The organism is Cobetia sp. ICG0124, from assembly GCF_004006355.1.
Lineage (GTDB): Bacteria > Pseudomonadota > Gammaproteobacteria > Pseudomonadales > Halomonadaceae > Cobetia > Cobetia marina.
On record NZ_CP024893.1, the window covers coordinates 2,481,577 to 2,495,751 of the forward strand.

The 14,175-nt window shown below is 65.0% G+C and carries 13 protein-coding genes; 6 read left to right on the top strand and 7 right to left on the bottom strand.

What is annotated here, in order from left to right; genetic code table 11:
- Positions 1-87: 87 nt before the first annotated feature.
- Together nadD and CU110_RS11655 are read right to left on the bottom strand one after the other, a co-directional pair.
- On the bottom strand, positions 88-723 hold the full coding sequence (gene nadD / locus CU110_RS11650; RefSeq protein ID WP_077371905.1) for a nicotinate-nucleotide adenylyltransferase: 636 nt from the start codon (positions 721-723) through the stop codon (positions 88-90).
- 59 nt (positions 724-782) lie between these two features.
- Positions 783-2,066: a glutamate-5-semialdehyde dehydrogenase gene (locus CU110_RS11655; protein WP_084209162.1), complete on the bottom strand. Its 1,284-nt coding sequence runs from the start codon at positions 2,064-2,066 to the stop codon at positions 783-785.
- A gap of 83 nt (positions 2,067-2,149) precedes the next feature.
- On the opposite strand from CU110_RS11655, the gene CU110_RS17195 reads away from it, so the two are divergent.
- From CU110_RS17195 to CU110_RS11670, 4 genes are all read left to right on the top strand, one after another.
- On the top strand, positions 2,150-3,178 hold the full coding sequence (locus CU110_RS17195) for a hypothetical protein (RefSeq protein WP_240665370.1): 1,029 nt from the start codon (positions 2,150-2,152) through the stop codon (positions 3,176-3,178).
- A 295-nt stretch (positions 3,179-3,473) separates the two neighbouring features.
- Entirely contained in the window at positions 3,474-3,938 is a 465-nt protein-coding gene (locus CU110_RS17200) for a diguanylate cyclase (protein WP_240665571.1), read from the top strand.
- A 58-nt stretch (positions 3,939-3,996) separates the two neighbouring features.
- Positions 3,997-5,517, top strand: coding sequence for a bifunctional DedA family/phosphatase PAP2 family protein (locus CU110_RS11665; protein ID WP_164850362.1), 1,521 nt, complete (start codon positions 3,997-3,999; stop codon positions 5,515-5,517).
- Positions 5,439-6,215 (top strand): DMT family transporter, encoded by a 777-nt coding sequence (locus CU110_RS11670; protein WP_240665572.1) that lies wholly within the window; start codon positions 5,439-5,441, stop codon positions 6,213-6,215. Before CU110_RS11665 ends, CU110_RS11670 begins: the two co-directional genes overlap by 79 nt.
- A gap of 84 nt (positions 6,216-6,299) precedes the next feature.
- On the opposite strand, the gene CU110_RS11675 is transcribed toward CU110_RS11670, so the two are convergent.
- The 3 genes from CU110_RS11675 to mpl are packed head-to-tail and all read right to left on the bottom strand — an operon-like array spanning position 6,300 to position 9,064.
- Positions 6,300-6,929 (bottom strand): LysE family translocator, encoded by a 630-nt coding sequence (locus CU110_RS11675; protein WP_077371890.1) that lies wholly within the window; start codon positions 6,927-6,929, stop codon positions 6,300-6,302.
- Between the two features lie 42 nt (positions 6,930-6,971).
- Positions 6,972-7,625 carry a flavin prenyltransferase UbiX gene (locus CU110_RS11680; RefSeq protein WP_084209165.1) on the bottom strand — a complete coding sequence of 218 codons (654 nt, stop codon included), beginning with the start codon at positions 7,623-7,625 and terminating at the stop codon, positions 6,972-6,974.
- On the bottom strand, positions 7,622-9,064 hold the full coding sequence (gene mpl, locus CU110_RS11685; protein ID WP_084209166.1) for a UDP-N-acetylmuramate:L-alanyl-gamma-D-glutamyl-meso-diaminopimelate ligase: 1,443 nt from the start codon (positions 9,062-9,064) through the stop codon (positions 7,622-7,624). The genes CU110_RS11680 and mpl overlap by 4 nt, the downstream gene beginning before the upstream one ends.
- A 192-nt stretch (positions 9,065-9,256) precedes the next feature.
- Between mpl and CU110_RS11690 the strand changes: the two genes are divergently transcribed.
- A complete protein-coding gene (locus tag CU110_RS11690; protein WP_077371881.1) occupies positions 9,257-10,519 on the top strand; it encodes a 6-phosphofructokinase in 1,263 nt (420 codons plus the stop codon).
- On the opposite strand, the gene CU110_RS11695 is transcribed toward CU110_RS11690, so the two are convergent.
- Positions 10,500-12,248: a bifunctional protein-serine/threonine kinase/phosphatase gene (locus tag CU110_RS11695; protein WP_127736092.1), complete on the bottom strand. Its 1,749-nt coding sequence runs from the start codon at positions 12,246-12,248 to the stop codon at positions 10,500-10,502. The two genes, CU110_RS11690 and CU110_RS11695, sit on opposite strands and share 20 nt — an antisense overlap.
- A gap of 189 nt (positions 12,249-12,437) precedes the next feature.
- Here CU110_RS11695 and ppa point away from each other — a divergent pair, with 189 nt between their 5' ends.
- Complete coding sequence (gene ppa / locus CU110_RS11700) at positions 12,438-12,968, top strand: inorganic diphosphatase (RefSeq protein WP_043331979.1); 531 nt, start codon at positions 12,438-12,440, stop codon at positions 12,966-12,968.
- Between the two features lie 16 nt (positions 12,969-12,984).
- On the opposite strand, the gene CU110_RS11705 is transcribed toward ppa, so the two are convergent.
- Entirely contained in the window at positions 12,985-14,088 is a 1,104-nt protein-coding gene (locus CU110_RS11705) for a DUF2333 family protein (protein WP_077371875.1), read from the bottom strand.
- Positions 14,089-14,175: the final 87 nt, after the last annotated feature.

A 14,175-nucleotide genomic window follows, 5' to 3' on the forward strand; every position in this document is an offset into this window, starting at 1 on the left:
CTCGGAAGTTTGTTCGGCAGGGGGCGCATTCTACCCGTTGGTGATGCGCTCGCCTATGGGCATCGTCAATCTACGCGTCACGAACCCTCACTCACAGGGCGGGCAGTAAAGCGACCGGGCCTCGATATGGCGGATGACCGTCTCGGGCAGCAGGTAGCGCACGCTATCCCCCAGCGCGAGCCGCTCGCGCACGAAGGTCGCGCTGATCGCCATGCGGGTCGGCAATGACAACCGCAGCAACAGGCCGCCGGGACGCGCCATCAGCTCGGCCACCGTCTGCACTTCCCGCCCCTCGATCAAGGCCTTCAACGCCTCTGGCAGAGGAGCATCATGATCAGGGCGCTCGATCACCACGACATGGGCATCATCGAACAGTCGCTCGGCGGCATGCCATTCGCCAAGCTTGAGAAAGGCATCATGGCCGATGGCCATCACCAGCCGCGCCTGAGGGCCATATTCGCCGCGCAGGCTCGCCAGGGTGTCGGCACTGTAGGACGGCCCATCCCGGAAAAGCTCGCGGGCATCCGCCTTGAGCCCCGGCTCACCGGCAATCGCAGCCTCCAGCATGGCCAGACGCTCCTCGCTGCTCACCCCGGGTGCGGCACGATGTGGCGGCTGATGGCAGGGAATCATCAACACATGATCCAGGCCCAGCGCCTCACGCAGTTCGATGGCGCTGCGAAGGTGCCCGTGGTGTACCGGGTCGAAGGTGCCCCCGAGCATCGCCACCCGGGGGACCGGCCCGAGACAGCCCTCGAAACCGGGCTGTGGCTTCTCGTCAGTCACTGACGAATCTGCCCATCGCCGAACACGACATACTTGCGTGTGGTGAGCCCTTCCAGCCCCACGGGCCCGCGAGCGTGCAGCTTGTCGGTGGAAATGCCGATCTCGGCACCCAATCCGTATTCGAAGCCATCGGCAAAGCGGGTGGAGGCATTGACCATCACGGAGCTGGAATCCACTTCGGCCATGAACCGGCGCGCCAGCGCATAGTTGTCGGTGATGATGGCTTCGGTATGTCCGGAGCTGTGACGCTCGATATGCGCCATCGCCGCTTCCACGCCCTCGACGACCCGAATCGCCAGAATCGGTGCCAGATACTCGGTATCCCAGTCCTGATCCGTGGCGGCCATGGCCTCGGACAGGATGTCACAGGTGCGTTCACAGCCACGAATCTCGACCTCATGGACCGCCAGACGCTCGGCGATGCGCGGCAGCACCTCGGCCGCGACAGCCGCATCCACCAGCAGGGTCTCCATGGTGTTGCAGGTACCGTAACGGTGCGTCTTGGCGTTCTCGGCGATGCTCACCGCCATGTCGAGATCTGCCGTGGCGTCGATATAGACGTGGCAGATACCGTCGAGATGCTTGATGACCGGCACGCGCGCCTCATTGGTGATGCGCTCGACCAGACTCTTGCCCCCACGCGGGATGATGACATCGACGTACTCGGGCATCGCGATCAGACGGCCCACCGCGGCACGGTCCGTGGTGGCCACCACCTGCACCGCCGTCGCCGGCAGCCCGGCCGCCACCAGCGCCTCGCGGATGATCTCACCCAGCGCACGGTTGCTGGACGCCGCTTCGGAACCACCACGCAGGATGCAGGCATTGCCGGACTTGAGGCACAGGCTGGCGGCTTCGATGGTGACGTTGGGCCGTGATTCGAAGATGATGCCGATCACGCCCAGTGGCACACGCATGTGACCGACCTGGATGCCGCTGGGACGATATTTCAGGCCATCGATCTCACCGACCGGGTCCGGCAGGGCCGCGACCTGCTCGAGCCCCTCGATCATGGCGTCGATACGCGCCGGCGTGAGGGCGAGGCGGTCGACCATCGCCTCCGACAGGCCATTGTCACGCGCTCGCGTCAGGTCATCGGCATTGGCGGCGGTCAGCGACTCGCGGCGCTCGTCGATCAGTCGTGCCATGATCTGCAGCGCCCGGTTCTTGAGGCCGCTGTCGACACGACGCATCACCACGCTCGCTGCGCGGGCATCGCCGCCCAGACCGTTCATGTAAGCCACGACGTCCGTGGTGTCGTGCTTGCCCAGCTCGCTCATGTGCCTTGTCTCATTCGTCCATCCGACCGGGGAGTCTGGTCGGATTCATGTCATCCACGGGAAAGGTGCCAATATAAGTCACCATGGAGATCAAGTTCAAAGTCCGGGTCAGTCAGTTCATCTGTCTGCTCGGCTCTGTGCTGTTGCTGCTGGAAGCGGCGCGCCAGATCAGCCTCGCCCTGACCATCACCGGACTGCTGCTGGCCATCGGCGGCACCTTGCTGCTGGTGGTCTCCCTGGCACACGAACTCTTCACGCTGGGCTGGTTCCGGACCACGGCCATGCTCAGCGTGGCGGTGATCATGGCGCTGCTGGTGCTGCTGGCACCCGAGCAGCACATGATGTGGCTATGGGGGTTTGCCGTGCTGCTGCTCTATCCGCGCCCCTCGTGGCTGGCGCCGGCCTGCGCCATCATCGGGCTGATCACCACCTGGCTGGCACTCACGCCGCTGGGCAGTGACTGGCTGAGCCTTGGCATCGGCATCACGGCCACCTTGATGGCGCTGGGCGCCATCGCCGGGCAGCGTCAGCAGGAGGTCTGGCGTCAGCTGGAGCGGCGCGGTCGCCGTGACGCGAATCGTGCCATCTGGTCACAATACCAGCTGCTCCGGGATCTGCCGCGGGAAATTTCCCGGGCAGATCGTGAAGGCATCCACATCGAGCTGATCCTGCTGGAGCCAGCCACCCCCACCCGCCTCACGCGTCGCCGTCTGCTGAATACGCTGGACAGCGCGGCGCTGCCCCATGAGACACGCTATCAGCTTGACGACGGCTGCCTGGCGTTGCTGTTGGTGGCACGCAGCGAACACGCCGCCAACCTGCGGCGTCGGCAGCTCATGGAGCATCTTGCCATGCCAGTGCGGGCGCGGGTCCAGCCGCTGAACGATACCGAGGCCGACCATCTCGACCTGCAGGCGGCGAGCGCCAACCTCAGCGAGGAGCGAGCGCCGCCGGCTGGCCAATCGCAAGACCCTGATCATGCTGCTGGCGACCCTGGTGCTGGCCACCTACGCGCTCTGGCGTTATCTGGTCGGGGACTACTCCCACATCCTGACACCGGTGCTGGCCACCTTGCTGATGGGGATCGCGACCGCTCTGCACCTCCTGGATGAAGAGCAGCCGCTTCCCGCCTATCTGGCGCTGATCGGCGGTTATCTGATGCTGGCGCTGGAGGCCCCCAGCGCGCACATCGGAATGTCGCTGTGGCTGGGATTGCCGAGCATCCTGACGCTGCTGCTGCTGCCATTGGCGCCGGCGATGCTCTTGAACGTGGTACTGGCCCCGCTGTGGCTATGGCTGCTGGGTCAGCCGGATGACAACTTCGGCGAGGTACTGCGCTATGTCTGCCTGCTGCTGGTCGCCAGCCAGCCCTTCGTGATCAACAACCTGCAGTCAGGTGTCATGCGCATGACCGCCAGCGAGGAAGTCGAGTGCAATGCCTACAATGCGCGCACCGGCCAGCAGCGGCTGACCAGCGAGGCCGCACGCGCCAGTGCGCTGGAGCAGCCGTTGAGCATCCTGGTCATCTACCTGCCGCAGCTGGAGATGCTCGGTGAGCAATTCGGGGAAGACCGCCGCATCGAGTGTCTCTCCTCGGCCTGCGATGTCATGCAGGGCATCTCGCGTCAGGGCGATCTGCTGTGTCGCAGTGACAAGGCCACGTTCTGGCTGATGCTCCCCAATACCGGCGAGGCCGGCGCTCTGATCATGCGTGAACGCCTGACGGCCGCCCTGGCGGCGACGACACAGCCCGAGACCGGCTCGATCATCGCTCACGCTCGTCTCGTCAACTACAAGGCGGGCGACACGGTACAGAAACTCGAACAACGCCTGCTGGCCGCCCAACTCACCCTGATGGACCTCAATGAATGAGCAACACCCTTGCCACACTGACTCACTGGCTGGACCCCACCTCCCTGATGGCCACCTGATGGCCACGCTGAGCGAGCACCCCGTGGCGCTGATTGTCATCATCGGCTTCACCTCCCTGCTCGAATCCCTCGCCATCGTCGGACTGCTGGTCCCCGGCGTGGTCATGCTGACGGCCGGCGCCTCGCTGGCGGGGCACCTTGAGCTTTCCCTGCCACTGGTGCTGCTTTCCGGTGCGCTGGGGGCCGTGATCGGCGATGGCGTGAGCTTCTGGCTCGGCGTCCATCATCGGGATCAGTTACCGCAACGCTGGCCCTTCTCGCGCCACCCCGAATGGATCGAACACGGTCAGCGCTTCTTCCATCGTCACGGCAGCTGGTCGATCGCCTTCGGGCGTTTCGTCGGCCCGGTACGCCCGATCATCCCGCTGGTCGCGGGCATGCTGGACATGCCGGCCTCGCGCTTCTTCATGGTCAATGGTCTCTCGGCACTGGCGTGGTCTCCCGCCTATCTGTTGCCGGGCTACCTGCTGGGCCAGACCTGGCAATCGCTGTTCACGCTGCCACCGGGCGCCAACGGCCTGCTGATCGGCCTGGCCAGCGGCCTGATCGCCTGCGCCTTTGCCTTCTCCTTTCTGCGCCGCCAGCTGGGCCGCGAAGGCCGCCTCTATCACTGGCTGGCGCGCCGCATGCGTCGCTCGGCATCCGGCCGTCGCCTGTGGTGGCAGCTGCGCCACCCCGACCCGGAAGGCGAGTTCCCGCTGGCCTCGATGGCACTGCTGGTCTTTGCCGTCATCAGCGTGCCCGCGATGAGTCTGGCGGCACTCGCTCACCCCGGGCCCTGGCAGATCGACGTCGTCGCGGCCTCGCTCGCCGACAGACTCCACACCCTGCTGCCCGAGAACCTTCTGCACCAGGCCAGCCTGTGGCTGTCGCAGCTCGGCGATGGCACGGGGCTAGCGGCACTCGTGGCGCCCTGGCTCGTGTGGCTGGCACTCACGCGCCGCCATGCGATATGGATCCATCTGAGCGCCGCCTGGGTCGGCATCGCCTGCGCCAATACCGTGCTCAAGTATCTGATCCAGCGCCCCCGTCCGGACACTCCCGCCTTCCTCGAGGGCTCGATGTCGTTCCCCAGTGCCCACACGGCCGGTGCCGTCGCGGTATTCGGCCTGGCAGCCGCCTTCATCGCCGAACGGCAACCCTCTCCACGCCGACGCTGGATCTACTGGAGCGCCATCATCGCCTGTAGCGTGATCGGGCTGTCTCGCATCTTCCTCGGCGTGCACTATCTGAGCGATATCCTGGGCGGCGCCTGTCTGGGACTGCTGGCGTGTGCTCTGGTGCGCATCAGCTACCCTGCCTTCGTCCAGCAACCCTCCTTCTGCCCAAGAGGATACCCATGCCCGGTCCTGCCGCTCCCCCTGCCAACCAGCCCCAGGCGCTCATGTCGATTCATCTCGGCATCGCGCTGCTCGGCGGCACGGCGCTGTTCTCGAAGGGCCTGCCACTCTCGGCGCTCGACATCACCACCTGGCGCAGCCTGCTGGCCGGCCTGTTCCTTCTGTGGATCGCACGGCTGAAGTGGCAGGTCTCGCTGCGCCTGAGCGGCCGCGACTGGGCGCTGGTGGGCGTGGCCGCGGCGTTGATGGCCGCTCACTGGGTCAGCTACTTCCACGCGATGCAGGTCTCGTCCGTGGCCACCGGCATGCTGGCACTGTTCACCTATCCCATCTTCATCGTGCTGCTGGAACCCTGGGTGGAGGGCACGCGCCTGAAAGCCGGGGATCTGGCGGCGGCAGGGCTGGTGTGCATCGGCGTCTGGCTGCTGGTTCCCGGCGGCGACAGCAGCGCGCAGGGCGATAGCCTGGCGGGAGTGTTGTGGGGCGTGTTCTCGGGCCTGCTGTTCGCGGCGCGCAATCTGCTGGTGCGCTACCGTCTCAGCCACCTCAACCCGGTGCTGTCGATGAGCCTGCAGGCGCTGGGCGTGGTGGTGCTGACATTGCCGTTCGCCTCCGGCGAGATCATGGACGCAAGCCCGGGAACAGGCATCGCCATGCTGGTACTGGCCGTCGTGTTCACGGCCACCCCCCATGCCCTGATGACCTTCGCCCTGGGCGGCCTCAGGGCCAAGACCGTCGGCATGATCGGCTGTCTGCAGCCGGTGTATGGGGTGCTGCTTGCCTGGTTGATTCTCGGCGAGGCCCCCACCTGGATGACGCTGGTGGGCGGCAGTTTCATCGTGGCGGCGGCGGCACTGGAGACCCTGCGACGCAATTGACTCGCCGGCGAACACACGAAGGCCCGCCATTGGCGGGCCTTCGTGTGTTCGGGGGGTGTCGGTCAGCGCCTTGGCATGCCGAGGTCAGCCGGTGGCGAGCCAGATGCCCACGCCGACCATCAGGGTCCCCGCGACCCGGTTCATGAGCCGCACGCGCGAACCACGACCGAGCCAGCGCGCCAGTCCACTGCCGCCACCGGCATACAGCATCAGACAGCTGAATTCGAGCGTGAGAATGATGCCCACCAGCGCCACCAGCTGTGGCGTCATCGGCAGGCTCGCGTCCAGAAACGGTGGCAGCAGCGCGATGAAGAACGCCCAGCCCTTGGGATTGGCGATGGCGGTGACGAAGCCCTGTGCCGCCAATGTCCGCCGCGAGGCGCGTGGTGCAGCACTGGCCTCGCCCACGGCCCCCAGCGCCAGGCGCCCCCGCGAGCGCCACATCTGGATGCCGAGCCACACCAGATAGGCGCCCCCAGCCAGCTTGAAGGCCGAGAACACCAGCGGATAGCGCAGCATGATGGTCGCGACCCCGATCACGGCCGAGACCGCCACCAGCCCGACCCCCAGCAGCTCGCCCACCATCATCCACAGGGTGCGGCGCACCCCTTGCGTCATCCCCAGGGTCATGGCCAGCGTCATGCACATGCCCGGTGTCAGCGACACCAGAAAGAAGGTCGGCACGAACACCGACAACAATGACCAATTCAGCATTCCCTGCTCTCCCTGCACAATCCGATGATCAAGATGACGACACTAGTCACCACTGACATGCCCTTCGCCCCAGCGCGGCATCAGCGCATGCGCGATTCCCAGCTGATTGAGAATGCGCGCGACGATGAAGTCGATCATGTCATCGAGTGTCTGCGGGCGGTGATAGAAGCCGGGGGCGGCGGGCAGGATGACGGCCCCCATGCGCGTCAGGCTCAGCATGTGTTCGAGATGGATCGCCGAGAACGGCGTCTCGCGCGGCACCAGAATCAGCGTGCGACGCTCCTTGAGGGCGACGTCGGCGGCGCGTTCGATCAGATTGTTGCTGGCGCCGGTCGCGATGGACGAGAGCGAGCCGGTGGAACATGGACATACCACCATGGCACTCGGCGCGCCGGAGCCGGACGCCACGGGCGCCATCCAGTCCTCGCGGCCGAAGCAGCGAATCTGACCGGGCCTGGCGGCGTAGCGCTGGGTGAGCACCTCGGTGAGGCGAACCGGGCGCGCCGGCAGTTCTTCATCGGTCTCGGTGGCGATCACCATGTGGGCGGCCTTGGAGACCATCACCATCACCTCATGACCCGCCGCGACCAGGCATTCGATCAGCCGCAGGCCATACTGGGCACCCGAGGCCCCGGTCAGCGCGACGGTGACCGCTGACTTGAACTCCCCTTCGGGGGCTTTCGCTTGCTGGCTCATGCCTCACCTTCCCGTGCTGCCAGTGCACTCAACAGACGTTCGTGGATACCGCCGAAGCCACCATTGGACATCACCACCACCCAGTCGCCGGCGCGGGAGTCATTGGCGATCTTGGCGATCAGGGCGTCGAGGTCCTGCTCGACATCGGCTTCAACGCCGAGGGCACGACACTCGCTGACCGTCTCGTCCAGTGACCAGCCCAGTGTCGGGCCCGCGAACCAGCTGACCCGATCCGCTGCGGTGACCGCTGCCGGCAGGCGCGCCTTCATGGTGCCAAGCTTCATGGTGTTGGAACGCGGCTCGATCACCGCCCACAGACGACCGCCCTGCCCTTCGGCTGCCACGCCCGGCGCCAGGCCCTCAAGCGTGGTGGCGATGGCGGTCGGGTGGTGCGCGAAGTCATCGATGACCTTGACGCCGGCCACCTCACCGCGCAGCTCCTGGCGGCGCCTGGGCGGCGCGAAGCGCGCGAGCGCCTGCAGCGCCGCCTCGACACTCACGCCGCACTCGACGGCAGCGGCCACCGCGGCACAGGCATTGGCCACGTTGTGGCGTCCGCGCATCGCCCACTGGCACTCGACGAAGCGGTCCGCCTCGCCGGACACGGCGGCCGGCGCCGCCAGCGCGAAGTGGCTGCCATCGGCACTGATCAGACGATAGCGCCAGTCGCCACCGGCGTTCTCGATGCCACCTTCATCGCCGAAGCGTGTCACCGGCGTCCAGCAGCCTTGATCCAGCACGCGCTCCAGCGCCTCGGCACCGGCGACGGCGTCCGCCGCGACCACCAGCTTGCCGCCAGCCGGCACGGTACGCACCAGGTGATGGAACTGCCGTTCAATGGCCGCGAGATCCGGGAAGATGTCGGCGTGGTCGAATTCGAGATTGTTGAGCACGGCGATGCGCGGACGGTAATGCACGAACTTGGAGCGCTTGTCGAAGAAGGCCGTGTCGTACTCATCGGCCTCGACCACGAAGGGTGCCTGCGGGTCGCCGATACGCGCGGAATCGCCCAGCTGCGGCGGCACGCCCCCGATCAGATAGCCCGGCGTGAGGCCCGCGCATTCGAGAATCCAGGCGGTCATGGTCGCGGTGGTGGTCTTGCCGTGGGTGCCGGCGATGGCGATCACCGGTCGTCCCGTCAGCACCTCGTCACACAGCCATTGCGGGCCGGAGGTGTAGGCCAGGCCGCGCTCGAGCAGCGCCTCGACTTCAGGATTGCCGCGCGAGACGGCATTGCCGACCACCGTGAGCTCTGGCGCGGGCTCGAGATTGTCGGCGGCATACCCTTCCATCAGGGTGATACCGGCCTCGGCCAGCTGTGTGCTCATGGGCGGATAGACATTGGCATCGCTGCCGGTGACGCGATGGCCGCGCGCACGCGCAAGCAGTGCCAGAGAGCCCATGAAGGTACCGCAAATACCGATGACGTGAAGGTGCATCTGTTTCTCCAATCCGGAAGCCCGAGCAGCCTAGCATGCCCGCCAGGCGGCGAGTAGCACGGGCGTGTCGGGGCAGAACGACAGACACGTGGCATCCGGGCGTCGTGCAGGGGTCATGTCTTTCGGATATGATGCGGCGGGTAAGCGCCAGCCCGTTCAAGACCATGACAAGGAAGCAGAGACGAGAAGCCCATGCCCCAGCACAATGCCTTCTACGCCCAGTCCGGTGGCGTTACCGCCGTCATCAATGCCAGCGCCTGTGGCGTGATCGAAGCCGTGCGTGAACACGGCGACCAGATCGGCAAGCTCTACGCCGGTCACAACGGCATCATCGGCGCCCTGACCGAAGATCTGATCGATGTCAGCCAGGAAAGCGACGAGAACATCGCCGCCTTGCGCCACACCCCGGGCGGTGCCTTCGGCTCCTGCCGTTACAAGCTCAAGAGCATCGAGGATCACCGTACCCAGTACGAGCGTCTGATCGAGGTGTTCAAGGCCCACGATATCCGCTACTTCTTCTACAACGGTGGCGGCGACAGCGCCGATACCTGCCTGAAGGTCTCCCAGCTGGCCGAGACCATGGGCTACCCGATCCAGGCCATCCACGTGCCCAAGACCGTGGACAACGACCTGCCGATCACCGACAACTCGCCGGGCTTCGGCAGCGTGGCCAAGTACATCGCCACCTCCACCCGCGAGGCCGGCCTCGACATCGCCTCCATGTGCGCCACTTCCACCAAGGTGTTCATCCTTGAGGTCATGGGACGTCACGCTGGCTGGATCGCCGCCGCCGGTGCCCTGGCTGGCGAAGATGCCACCCAGCCGCCGCACATCGTGGTCTTCCCGGAAGTCGCCTTCCACCGCAAGGACTTCATGGCGCGTGTCGACCAGTGCGTCAAGGACCACGGCTACTGCGTGGTGGTGGTCTCCGAGGGTGCCCGCTATGAAGACGGCACCTTCCTGGCCGATGCCGGCAACACCGATGCCTTCGGCCACCGTCAGCTGGGCGGCGTGGCGCCGACGCTGGCCGGCATGGTCAAGCAGGATCTCGGCTACAAGTATCACTGGGCCGTGGCCGATTATCTGCAGCGCGCGGCACGCCACATCGCCTCGAAGACCGACGTCGAGCAGGCGTACGCCACGGGTCGTGCTGCCGTGGAAATGGCCCTGGCCGGCAAGAACGCCGTGATGCCGGCGATCCGTCGCCTCGGCGATGGCGCTGACTACGCCTGGGACATCATCGAGGCACCGCTGGAGCAGATCGCCAACCATGAGAAGTTCATGCCGCTGGAGTTCATCAGCGAAGACGGCTTCTACATCACTGACGCCTGCCGCCAGTACCTGTCACCGCTGATCCAGGGCGAGGACTTCCCGCCCTTCGTCAATGGTCTGCCGGCGGTCGCCCGCCTCACGCTGGCCAAGGTCGAGAAGAAGCTCACGCCGTTCTCGATCTGATCGATTTGAGCAACCAGGACAGCACCAGCAGCAACAGCAGGATGCCGGCGACGCCCTGCCAGAAATTGGCTGGTTCGCGCATGGCCTCGGATGGCGTGATGGCCTTGCCGGGGTCCTGCTGTGGCAGGCGCAGTGCATAGAGCAGCTCCGACAGACGTCGGAAGCGCAAGGTGCGCTGAGGGTCCAGCGCACGCCTCAGGGCATCGTCCAGCATCTGGGGAACCTGCGGGTTGCGCATGCGTGCCGGCTGATACTCCAGCAGCTCGAGGTCCGTCTGGGTGCGCAGCTGATCCATCGACTGAGCGTAGGGCTGCATGCCGGTCAGCAGCCAGTAGATCACCGACGCCAGCCCGTACTGATCGCTGCGGCGACTGACCTCGGCCCCCAGCGCATATTCCGGCGCACTGTGCTCGGTCAGCCCGACCTGGCGCACCAGGGGACCGGCACTCTCGTGCCCATCCCCTTCGCGCAGATGACAGGCCCCGAAGTCCACCAGCACTACCTTGCCGTGACGGTCGATCATCACGTTGTCGGGGTGGATCAACTGATGCAGCACTTCACGCCGATTGAGTGCGTGGACCGCCTTGCCCAGCTGGCGGGCGATATCCAGGCGCTGCTCGAGATTGGCCTGGGGATGCTGGCGCGCCCAGTCGGTCAGCGTCTGCGCCTCCAGATGCTCGAGCAGATAGTAGAGGTGATCCCGCGGGCGCGAGGGTTCCACCACCTTGACGACGAAGGGCGAGTTGACGCGATCCACCACCCACTGCTGGAGCAGGAAGTGCTCGAGATAGGCGTTCTTGAGCGAGAGTTCCGGACTCGGCGCCTTCATCACCATCACGCGCCGGCTCTTGAGATCGCGGACCTTGTAGACGCGCACCCGCGCACTGCGTGACATCACCTCCAGCACTTCCAGCCCATCGATGCGATCCCCCGGCTCCAGCTCGCGCGGCACCGGCAGATCCCCATAGATGCGCCCCGGCGTGTCCTCGCTGGCACTGGCCAGGCGATCGATACGCACCAGCTGGAAGCAGAACTGATCCGCGGTATAGCCACGTTCGTCGGCACGGTCCGCCGCGGCATGCGCGAGACGCTCGCTGGCGGCGTCCAGATCCGAGACATCGTCACGAATCAGTGACACGAAGTCCGAGGGCAGCAAGGTGCCGCGCACCGCCTGGGTGGTCAGCAGGAAGATGTCGCCCTGCTTGAGCGGCAATTCGATGTAATCGATGTCGAGACTGACATCCATGCCCAGAGCCCGTGAGGGATAGCGATAACCGCCCAGGTCCGTGACATGATCACGCGAGATCTGTTCGAACTCGCCACCACGCAGACGGAACACCACGGTATCGCCGGCATGGAACAGATGCGCCGACTGGCCACGGAAGATGACCGCGGAAATCGAGGTGACGTAACTGCCGCCACGCACGAAGCGACTCTGGCTGTAGCACCAGCTGTTCAGCGCTCGCAGCACACGAGTCGCGGAATACTTGACACTCCAGTTGTCGGGCGTGGCGAAGTAGTCGGCCAGAAAGCCACGCACGGCCAGATCGCCCGCCTGCTTGGCGATGGCGTTCTTGCTGGTGGTATCCGCGATCAACGCACAGCCGCCCTTGGTCGCCAGCGGGCCACGCTCGACAGGAATTTCCAGCGACATCGAGCTGCGGTGGCGCTTGCGGTCCGGTGCCACGAAGGCCTGACCATAACTGAGTGAAAGCTCTGCATCCGCCAAGGCGGTCTCCTTGCATGTCTGTCCTGCGGTGACGCCAAGTGTTACCCGAGTCAGCCTGCAGTGCCACCACTCGTTGGTGCAACGCAAGGCGATCGAGCGTGGCATAATGGCAAAACGGTCTGCCAGTTCGTATAATTCAGCGGAATTTTGACCCGCAGGCCTTCAACCCGCAAACCCAAGGACTCGACAATGAGTTTCGACAAGATCCCCGCTGGCAAGGAATTGCCGAACGACGTCTACGTAGCGATCGAGATTCCGGCCAATCACGCGCCGATCAAGTACGAGATCGACAAGGACATCGATGCACTCATGGTGGATCGTTTCATGGCCACTCCGATGTTCTACCCGGCCAACTACGGTTACATCCCGAACACCCTGGCTGACGATGGCGATGCCCTCGACGCGCTGGTCGTGACTCCGTATCCGGTCGCGCCGGGCAGCGTCATCCGTGCGCGTCCGGTCGGCGTGCTCAACATGAGCGACGAAGCTGGCGAAGACGCCAAGCTGGTCTGCGTGCCGCACCAGAAGCTGACCTCCCTGTACGACGACGTCCAGGAAGTCACTGATCTGCCGGAACTGCTGCGTCAGCAGATCGCGCACTTCTTCGAGAACTACAAGGATCTCGAGAAGGGCAAGTGGGTCAAGATCGATTCCTGGGACGGCGCTGATGCCGCGCGTGCCGCGATCGAGAAGGCAGCAGCTGCCTACCAGAAGGACTGATCCTTCCCGTGACGGTTCAGCCCTTCTCGAGCAGGCTGCGCAGGTCACTGATCGCGGAATTGGCGCGTGCGATGTAGTTGGCCATGACCAGCGAGTGATTGGCGAAGAAACCGAAGCCGGAACCGTTGAGGATCACCGGGCTGCCGATATCGGTCTGGGTCGACTCCAGCTCACGGATGATCTGGTCGATGGAGGTCAGCGCGTTCTTGTCTTCCAGAACGCCCTGGAAGTCATGACGCACCGCCTTGAGCAGATGGATCAACGCCCAGGAGGTGCCGCGCGCCTGATAGAAGACATCGTCGATCTCGAGCCACGGCGTCTTGATCTCTTCTTCCGTCTGGGTGCTCTTGGCCGAGGTCGCGTTCTTGTCACCGGCCAGACTCAGATTGAGCTGAGACTTGCCGACGCTCGCGGACAGTCGCTGTGACAGGGAACCGAGACGATTCTCGACATCCGACAGCCAGGCCACCAGATTGTCGGCGCGCGCATAGAACTGGCCGTTGTTCTGGGTATCATCGCTCAGACGCTTGAGGTAGTCCCCCAGCTGGCGGTTGGCATCGGCATATTCATGCTCGGCTTCCGGCAGCATCCAGGCATTGGCGTCGATGAACAGCAGCGATTCCGCCTTGCCCAGCGCCTTGTCATCACTGGACTGGGACTGTGAACGACTGAATTCCTTGCGCAGCTCGCGCGTCATGTCGCGCACCTGCACCAGCACGCCATATTCCCAGTTGGGCATGTTGTCCAGCCACAGCCCCGGGGGTGCCACGTCATTCTTCAGATAGCCGCCGGGCTTGTGCAGCAGGGTATCGTTGAGTTTCATCAGGGTCGCGACAGTCGCCGTGCCCGTCGGCAGCACCTCGAAGGCCGGTGCCGGCTGCTCGCCATCGACACTGGCAACGGGTGCCGCCAGCCCATGTACGCGGGCCAGTTCGGTGCGCGTGGCCTGGTCGACATTGAATTCGTCCGGCTCGCTGCTCCAGTAGATCCCAAGGCCAACGCAGACCAGCAGGTAAATGACGAACAGCCCGACCAGTGGTTTCCAGATCCAGCCATACTGAGGTGTTTCCAGCACGTCGCGACCCGCGCCACGCTTGCTGCCTTTACCGAATAGGGCCATGCGTTCTTCCTTGTATGAAGCCTTGTAAAAAGCCGTGTGAAAAAAGACGAGTCAGAAGACCGTGAACCGGTGTCGATACCCGCGTTG

What these genes read in the sequence shown, in the direction of transcription:
- nadD (WP_077371905.1), bottom strand. Translation starts at nt 723, where the DNA reads ATGCTCGGGGGCACCTTCGACCCGGTACACCACGGGCACCTTCGCAGC.
- CU110_RS11655 (WP_084209162.1), bottom strand. Translation starts at nt 2,066, where the DNA reads ATGAGCGAGCTGGGCAAGCACGACACCACGGACGTCGTGGCTTACATG.
- CU110_RS17195 (WP_240665370.1), top strand. Translation starts at nt 2,150, where the DNA reads ATGGAGATCAAGTTCAAAGTCCGGGTCAGTCAGTTCATCTGTCTGCTC.
- CU110_RS17200 (WP_240665571.1), top strand. Translation starts at nt 3,474, where the DNA reads ATGACCGCCAGCGAGGAAGTCGAGTGCAATGCCTACAATGCGCGCACC.
- CU110_RS11665 (WP_164850362.1), top strand. Translation starts at nt 3,997, where the DNA reads ATGGCCACGCTGAGCGAGCACCCCGTGGCGCTGATTGTCATCATCGGC.
- CU110_RS11675 (WP_077371890.1), bottom strand. Translation starts at nt 6,929, where the DNA reads ATGCTGAATTGGTCATTGTTGTCGGTGTTCGTGCCGACCTTCTTTCTG.
- CU110_RS11680 (WP_084209165.1), bottom strand. Translation starts at nt 7,625, where the DNA reads ATGAGCCAGCAAGCGAAAGCCCCCGAAGGGGAGTTCAAGTCAGCGGTC.
- mpl (WP_084209166.1), bottom strand. Translation starts at nt 9,064, where the DNA reads ATGCACCTTCACGTCATCGGTATTTGCGGTACCTTCATGGGCTCTCTG.
- CU110_RS11690 (WP_077371881.1), top strand. Translation starts at nt 9,257, where the DNA reads ATGCCCCAGCACAATGCCTTCTACGCCCAGTCCGGTGGCGTTACCGCC.
- ppa (WP_043331979.1), top strand. Translation starts at nt 12,438, where the DNA reads ATGAGTTTCGACAAGATCCCCGCTGGCAAGGAATTGCCGAACGACGTC.
- CU110_RS11705 (WP_077371875.1), bottom strand. Translation starts at nt 14,088, where the DNA reads ATGGCCCTATTCGGTAAAGGCAGCAAGCGTGGCGCGGGTCGCGACGTG.